The organism is Mesorhizobium sp. B2-5-3 (genome assembly GCF_006441005.1).
Taxonomy (GTDB): domain Bacteria; phylum Pseudomonadota; class Alphaproteobacteria; order Rhizobiales; family Rhizobiaceae; genus Mesorhizobium.
This window is the reverse complement of record NZ_VFUS01000019.1, coordinates 59,912-66,753: the sequence shown is the minus strand read 5'-3', so window position 1 is coordinate 66,753 and position 6,842 is coordinate 59,912. Positions and strand designations below refer to the sequence as shown.

Sequence of the window (6,842 nt, the reverse complement as noted above, 5' to 3'; positions counted from 1 at the left end):
TCCTGAAGACACTGCTCGAGATGCGTTACGGCGCCGAGATCGCCGCGGCGCGTGGACATTGATGCATGTCGCCCAAAAGTGGAAACCGGTTTTGGGATAACGGCATGCATGAAACAAAAGACATGTCGCCCAAAAGCGGGAACCGATTTGGGATAACGGCATGCAGCCACTACAAAGGGACTGTTGATGGAAGTTCGCGTTGCCAATGTGCGCAAGGAGTTCGAGCGGTTTCCCGCGCTCCATGACGTGTCGCTCGACATCAAGTCGGGCGAGCTGATCGCGTTGCTGGGGCCGTCGGGCTCGGGCAAGACGACGCTGCTGCGGCTGATTGCCGGGCTGGAGCGGCCGACGCGCGGCAAGATCTTCTTCGGCGACGAGGACGCCTCGCACAAATCGATCCAGGAGCGCAATGTCGGCTTCGTCTTCCAGCACTACGCGCTGTTCCGGCACATGACGGTCTCGGACAATATCGGCTTCGGCCTCAAGGTCCGGCAGGGCTCGACGCGGCCGCCGGCGCAGGAGATCCGCCGCCGCGCCTCCGAGCTGCTCGACCTGGTCCAGCTCTCGGGCCTGGAAAAGCGCTATCCGGCGCAGCTTTCCGGCGGCCAGCGCCAGCGCGTCGCGCTGGCCCGCGCCATGGCGATCGAACCCAAAGTGCTTCTGCTCGACGAGCCGTTCGGCGCGCTCGATGCGCAGGTGCGCCGGGAACTGCGCCGCTGGCTGCGCGACATCCATGACGCCACCGGCCACACCACCGTCTTCGTCACCCACGACCAGGAAGAGGCGCTGGAGCTTGCCGACCGCGTCGTGGTGATGAGCCAGGGCCGCATCGAGCAGGTCGGCACCGCCGACGACATCTATGACAGGCCGAACTCGCCTTTCGTCTATGGCTTCATCGGCGAATCGAGCTCGCTTCCCGTCAAGGTCGAGAATGGCGAGGTCTGGCTCGCCGATCGCCCGATCGGGCTGTCGGCGCCGGACGCCGCCAGCGGCAATGCCAGGCTGTACTTCCGTCCGCACGACGTCGAATTGCTGAGCGGCTGCTCTGGCTGCATCGCCGGCACGGTGGTCGCCAGCCGCCGCGTCGCCGGCACCCGCCGGGTGGAACTCGAGATCGGCGGCGAACGCCAGCGCGTCGAGATCGAGCTGCCCGTCGACCACCCCGCGGCACAGAAGAGCCGGGTAGCGTTCCGCCCGGGCCGCTGGAAGCTGTTTTTTTCGGACCAGGCAGGCAGCTCATTCGCGCCGGCGGAACAGAACCCTCGCCAAAACGAGAAGACGCTTCCCCCAGATATCAGGAAGCGGCGTATGGCTTACGCAGGCCCGCTGATTTGAATTGTCCGCATGGGGGTGAGGCGGTTGCGAGCCGCCAGCCCAATGCTGGTTTGCCGCGACCCTTTTTTGCGCACCTCGTTTCCAATGCACGTTGCCCAAGCAACCTCGGTTCAAGTGTAGCGACATGCAAAACAAGACCTAAGCGGCTCGCATGAATCCGTTTCGGCGTGCCGCGCTTCAAACAAAACGAGTGAGCTTGTCGCCAGATTGTTCGGCCCGCCATGCATTTGCTCTTACTCAGGGTCAAGGGGATCGCGCAGCTTCAGCACAGACGCAAGCTACGCTCGCAAGCATGCGGCAAACGCCGGCAGCTTCAGCTTCGGTGACCAGCCTTTGGCTGTGCGCCCGGCAGACATGCGGGACCGATCGGTTCGAAAGTCTTGTAGGTCAGGATGAATTCGCGGTGCCCGAGTTGTTCGGATTTCGTCGCATGGCCATTGGCGACGGCAAGAACCAGATTGAAGATTTCGTCGCCGACATCCGACAAGGTGGCGGCCCCTTCGAGGATACGTCCGGCATCGACGTCCATGTCGCCCGACAGGCGACGGTATGTTTCGGGATTGGCGCAGATCTTTATGACCGGTGCGACCGCCGACCCCGAGACCGAACCGCGGCCGGTGACGAAGAGCGTGAGGTGACAACCGGAAGCGATGAGCTCCACGATCTCGGCATTGTCCGAGATGTTGGGGAAGCCAAAACGCACGTCCCCGTCCGGCACGACATCCATCAGGTAGAGTCCGCCGCCAGGGGGAATGTCGCCCGGCTTGATGAGGCCCGAAATCGGCGACGAGCCCGATTTGGCATAGGCACCCATCGATTTCTCCTCGATGGTGGATAGGCCGCCCTCGGCATTGCCCGGAGCGAAACTGCCATAGCCTAGCGTCGCGTAGTATTGCGCTGCCTTTGCCACGGAGGCGCGCAGCTCGACGCCGAGTTCAGGCGTCACGGCACGGCTCGCCATGATCTCTTCGCAGCCGATCAGCTCGCCGGTCTCCTCGAAAATACAGGCTGCTCCCGCACGGACCAGCCGATCGAAGGCAAGGCCGGCGGCGGGGTTGCCGGTCATGCCGCTGGTGCCGTCCGACCCGCCGCAGATCGTGCCGACGATAAGTTCACTCGCATCCATTGGCACTCTCGCGACCGCGCCCAGCTCTTGCAGGCGTTGCCCGACCCATTCGATGCCGTCGGAAATCGTCGACAAAGTACCGCCGTTTTCCTGGATCGTCAGCGTGGCCACCGGCCGTCCGCTTGCCTCGACGGTGCGGGCGAGCGAGAATTTGTTGAAGCTTTCGCATCCCAGTGACAGCAGCAGTACCGCGGCGACATTGGGATGCGTACACAGACGCTCCATCATCCGCTGCGCATAGGGATTGGGAAAGCAGCCTGGAAAGCCGATCAGATGCACGTCCCTGCCGCGGAAATGGGAGACAATTTCGCGACCGACATGATGCGCGCACTCTACCAGATAGGCCACGACCACAATGTTGCGGATGCCCTTGCGACCGTCCGGCCTGAGATAGCCGAGGATGGTGGACTGTTCGCCGGTCATGATCCGGTCTCCGCTATTACGTGCGTTTTGGTGTAGTCGCTCTTCAGATTGTGAATATGGACGTGCTCGCCGGGTCCGATCGACCGCGTCGCCGAGCCGATCGGGACGCCGTATTTGATGACCTTCATCCCCGGGGCGATCGGCAGCCGCGCCAGCTTGTGGCCGAACTCCACGGCCTTGACCAGAATGCGCGGCTCGCCGCCGACGATGATGGTCTCACCGGCTTCGATGCGCCGGCAGGCGACCAGCACATTGTCGTGATCGCAGAGCAGGAGCAGACGAGGATCGTCCATCGTCGGCTCACATGACGCCGAAGGTACGGAAGGCTTCGCAGGCGCTCATGCCGTCGCGGATCGCGGTTGCGACCTTGTTCTCTGTGCTGACCTTCTCGAGCGCGCGCTCGATCGCTTCCTTTTCCGCCTCGCGCGGGATCACAAGCACGCCCTCGCGGTCGCCGAAGATCAGGTCGCCGGGCGATACCAGGATGCCTTCGATCTCGATTGGGCAGCCATGGTCGATCACCTTCCCTCGCGGGCCCTGGTCCTGGGCATAGATGCCGCGCGAGAAGACCGAAAAGCCGAGCTCTTCGATTTCCCAGGAGTCGCGGATATAGCCGTTGAGGACGGCGCCGGCAGCCTTCAGCTTCTGGGCCCTGGTGGACATCAGCCCGCCCCACAGCGCGTAGCGGAAGGAGGAGCCGCTGGCGATATAGACATCGTTCTCCGTCAGGCTGTCCAGCGCTTCCATCATGAGGCCGAACGGTTTGTTCGCGAGCGGACCGTGCGCATCCGGCGAACCGCCGGAAAACACGTCCGCCTCCAGCACCGGCATCGCGCGGCCGATGACTTTCATCTCCGGCTGCAACGGCGCGATCCCGGCCGGCAGGAACTGCCGGCGGTGACCCATTACATCAAGCACGTCGCCGACGACGGCCGTGAAGAGTTCCTTGCGGATGACTTCGAAGATCGCCTTGTCAGTATCGGTCGTCATCTGTTTTCTCCCTCGAAAAACTATAGTGGTCAGAAGCCGTGCAGCGCGCCGCCGTCGACCACCAGTATATGGCCGGTCACATAGGCTGAGGCGCGTGAGGCGAGGTAGGTCATGGCCCAGCCGATATCGGCGCCCTCGCCGAAACGACCCATGGGAATGCGGCTGTTGATCTTGCGCGCCCTTTCCGGATCGGCTGCGGTGGCCTGGCGTAGAAGCGCGGTGTCGATCCAGCCTGGTGCCACACCGTTGACGCGTATCCCGCTGGGCGCAAGTTCGGTCGCGAGCGCCCTCACCATGCCGACATAGGCGGCTTTCGCCGCCGAATAGCCGATCACGTTGGGAATGCCGAGGAAAGAGCTCATCGAGGCGGTGAAAAGAATGCTGCCCCTTGCTTCCGTCACCTGCGGCAGGAAGGCGCGCGAGAGGGCGAAGGCGCCGCCGACATGGACGTTCAGCACCGAATTGAAAGCCTCGACGCTCATCTCGCCGAGCGGCTTCTTGACCGTGTTGCCGGCATTGTTGACGAGGATCGAGACGCGTCCGGACTTTTTTTCCACCTCGCTGGCGAAACCCGTGGCACCGGCAGTGTCGGTCACGTCGAAGACATGGCTCGTGGCGGAAGGCCCCAGCGTCTCGCAGGCGGCAGCGAGCTTCGCGGCGTTGGTGCCGACGATCGTCACCTTGGCGCCGGCTTCGACGAAACAGGTGGCGATCGCAAGGCCGAGACCGCTTCCGCCGCCGGTCACCAGCGCATGCTGCCCCTCCAGCCCGAAGATATCCTTGATGCTCATGCGTCTTCCTTCGCTTCGATCCGGACGACGATCTTGGTGAAGCCTCCGGGGTTCTTGTCCCAGGCTTGCATGGCCGCACCGGCTTCCTCGATTGGCACGACGCGTGAGACGATGCGGTCGCCGGCGTCCCGATGTTGCTTCAGATAGCCGATAACATCGTGGAAATCGGCGATCTCGGAGCCGCGCGACCCGCGGATATCCATCTCCTTGAGCAGGAAGAACTTGGTGTCGTAAGCGATCTTGTTCTTGGCGTAGCCGACATAGACGACCCGGCCGCAGGACGCCACGAGATCGATCGCCTGCCGAAAGGTCGCATCCGCGCCGACCGCCTCGATGACGACCTGCGGACCGTCCCCACTGGTCAGTTCCAGGACATGCGCCAGGACATCTTCGCGCGACGCATCGATGATGTCAGTGGCGCCGAGCACCTTGGCAACGGCGAGTTTGTCGGCGCTAAGGTCCACTGCGATCACGCGTGAGCCCCGCCTGACAGCGCCGAGCAAGGCGCCGAGCCCAATGACGCCGCAGCCAAGGATGACGACGGTTTCTCCAGCCGAAAGCTCGGAGCGGCGGACGGCATGGAAGCCGACGGCAAGCGGCTCGATCAGCGCGAGGTCCCGCTGGCGCATGCCCTCGACCGGAATGACCTTGCCCGCGGGAACGACGATGATCGAGGCCATCGCGCCCTCGCGCTGGACGCCCATCGTCCGGTTGTCCTTGCAGGCGTTCGGCCTGCCAAGGCGGCAGGCATGGCACCTGCCGCAATTGAAATAGGGAAGAATAGTCACGGACTGGCCGACCGCAAGCGCGCTGACGCCGTCGCCGAGCGCCGAGATGGTGCCGGAGATTTCATGGCCCAGGACGCGCGGGTAGGAGATCAGCGGATTGAGGCCGCGAAACGACGTCAGGTCGGAACCGCAATACCCCACATACTCCATCCGCACCGCCACTTCGCCCGGGCCCGGTTTTGGTTCGGGCGATTCGACCAGCGAGATCTTGCCGGGTTCCTCGAGGCAGACAGCTTTCATCATGGCGCTCAGGCCTCACAGATCGTGCTGTTGTCGATGGCATCCCAGTCGATCTCGACCCCGAGGCCGGGGGCTGACGGCGGCGCGGCGTAGCCGTCCTTGATCGGCAGCGGCTGCTTGAGGCCGAAGGCGAAGTTCTCCATTGGATAGAGCACTTCGAAGAAGTCGCAGTTCTTGATCGCCGCGGCGCAATGCAGGTTGACGATCTCCATCGGGTGGAAGATGGCGGTATGGATCTCGCAATTGACGCCGAAGGCTTCGGCGAGGCGGGCCGTCTTCATGACGCCCGTGACGCCGCCCGTCCAGGAAACGTCTGCCCGGACGCGATCGACGACACGCGTCGAGATGCATTCGGCGATGCTGTAAGGGTGCTTCGCAAGGACTTCTGTCCCGACGAGCGGGATTTCGAGGGTGCGGGCGAGCTCCCGCAGCGAATGAACGTCCTCGTCGTATAAAGGCTCTTCCAGCCAGTAGAAGTCGAGCCTTTCCAACTCGCGACCGAAGCGGATCGACTGCTCGAGATTGAACATCGAGACCGGATCCGACATCAGCGTGAAATCCGGCCCGACGGCGGCGCGGACCTGGCGATGGACGTCGATATCGTAGTCGAGATCGAGACCGGGTGTATGGAGCTTGTAGGCCCGCAACCCTTCGGCCCTGGCGCGCAGCGCCTCTTTCACATAGTCCTGCGGCCCCGACAGGATCATCGAGCTGCCATAGACCGGCACGCGTTCGCGGAAGGCGCCGAGATATTTGTAGAGAGGCTGCCCGGCGGCGGTGGCCGACAGCAGCCAGAGGCAGGTGTCGAATGGTCCGTAGGCATAGATCGGCAAGTGGCCCCACCAGCGGTCGGCCACCCGGAAATCGTGCCATGCCTTTTCCCGGTCGAGCGGGTCACGGCCGATGAAGAACGGACGCAGCGTGTCGGCAATCAGCCTGCCGGCGCCCGCCGCCGAACGACCGGCGAACCCGAAGGCGGTTGCCTCGAGCCCGGTATCCGTCATCATGGTGACGGTGAGAAATTCGAACTTCGCGAAATCCCCGGTTCGAAACGCGCTGGCGGCAAAATCGCCTGGTTTGCGCTGGCAGCAGCGCACCTTCACATCCGTGATTTTCATGGAAAAACCTTCGATAAACCGATCGCAGCGG

Annotated in this window: 7 protein-coding genes; 1 reads left to right on the top strand and 6 read right to left on the bottom strand. The window is 63.4% G+C overall.

Annotated features, from left to right (window positions below):
- The first annotated feature begins 186 nt into the window (after positions 1-186).
- Positions 187-1,335: a sulfate/molybdate ABC transporter ATP-binding protein gene (locus tag FJ867_RS27905; RefSeq protein WP_140581280.1), complete on the top strand. Its 1,149-nt coding sequence runs from the start codon at positions 187-189 to the stop codon at positions 1,333-1,335.
- Between the two features lie 313 nt (positions 1,336-1,648).
- On the opposite strand, the gene FJ867_RS27900 is transcribed toward FJ867_RS27905, so the two are convergent.
- The 6 genes from FJ867_RS27900 to FJ867_RS27875 are packed head-to-tail and all read right to left on the bottom strand — an operon-like array spanning position 1,649 to position 6,811.
- A complete protein-coding gene (locus FJ867_RS27900) occupies positions 1,649-2,884 on the bottom strand; it encodes a UxaA family hydrolase (RefSeq protein WP_140624007.1) in 1,236 nt (411 codons plus the stop codon).
- Positions 2,881-3,177: a UxaA family hydrolase gene (locus tag FJ867_RS27895; protein WP_140819146.1), complete on the bottom strand. Its 297-nt coding sequence runs from the start codon at positions 3,175-3,177 to the stop codon at positions 2,881-2,883. Before FJ867_RS27895 ends, FJ867_RS27900 begins: the two co-directional genes overlap by 4 nt.
- Positions 3,178-3,184: 7 nt before the next feature.
- Positions 3,185-3,874 (bottom strand): RraA family protein, encoded by a 690-nt coding sequence (locus FJ867_RS27890; protein WP_140624004.1) that lies wholly within the window; start codon positions 3,872-3,874, stop codon positions 3,185-3,187.
- 29 nt (positions 3,875-3,903) lie between these two features.
- A complete protein-coding gene (locus tag FJ867_RS27885) occupies positions 3,904-4,665 on the bottom strand; it encodes an SDR family oxidoreductase (RefSeq protein ID WP_140581271.1) in 762 nt (253 codons plus the stop codon).
- A complete protein-coding gene (locus tag FJ867_RS27880; RefSeq protein WP_140819144.1) occupies positions 4,662-5,696 on the bottom strand; it encodes a zinc-binding alcohol dehydrogenase family protein in 1,035 nt (344 codons plus the stop codon). The genes FJ867_RS27885 and FJ867_RS27880 overlap by 4 nt, the downstream gene beginning before the upstream one ends.
- A 5-nt stretch (positions 5,697-5,701) precedes the next feature.
- Positions 5,702-6,811, bottom strand: a complete 1,110-nt coding sequence (locus FJ867_RS27875) for an enolase C-terminal domain-like protein (RefSeq protein WP_140514980.1) — start codon at positions 6,809-6,811, stop codon at positions 5,702-5,704.
- Between the last annotated feature and the right edge of the window lie 31 nt (positions 6,812-6,842).

Excerpts from the sequence above, each read along its gene's own strand:
- FJ867_RS27905 (WP_140581280.1), top strand. The coding sequence starts at position 187 with ATGGAAGTTCGCGTTGCCAATGTGCGCAAGGAGTTCGAGCGGTTTCCC.
- FJ867_RS27900 (WP_140624007.1), bottom strand. The coding sequence starts at position 2,884 with ATGACCGGCGAACAGTCCACCATCCTCGGCTATCTCAGGCCGGACGGT.
- FJ867_RS27895 (WP_140819146.1), bottom strand. The coding sequence starts at position 3,177 with ATGGACGATCCTCGTCTGCTCCTGCTCTGCGATCACGACAATGTGCTG.
- FJ867_RS27890 (WP_140624004.1), bottom strand. The coding sequence starts at position 3,874 with ATGACGACCGATACTGACAAGGCGATCTTCGAAGTCATCCGCAAGGAA.
- FJ867_RS27885 (WP_140581271.1), bottom strand. The coding sequence starts at position 4,665 with ATGAGCATCAAGGATATCTTCGGGCTGGAGGGGCAGCATGCGCTGGTG.
- FJ867_RS27880 (WP_140819144.1), bottom strand. The coding sequence starts at position 5,696 with ATGATGAAAGCTGTCTGCCTCGAGGAACCCGGCAAGATCTCGCTGGTC.
- FJ867_RS27875 (WP_140514980.1), bottom strand. The coding sequence starts at position 6,811 with ATGAAAATCACGGATGTGAAGGTGCGCTGCTGCCAGCGCAAACCAGGC.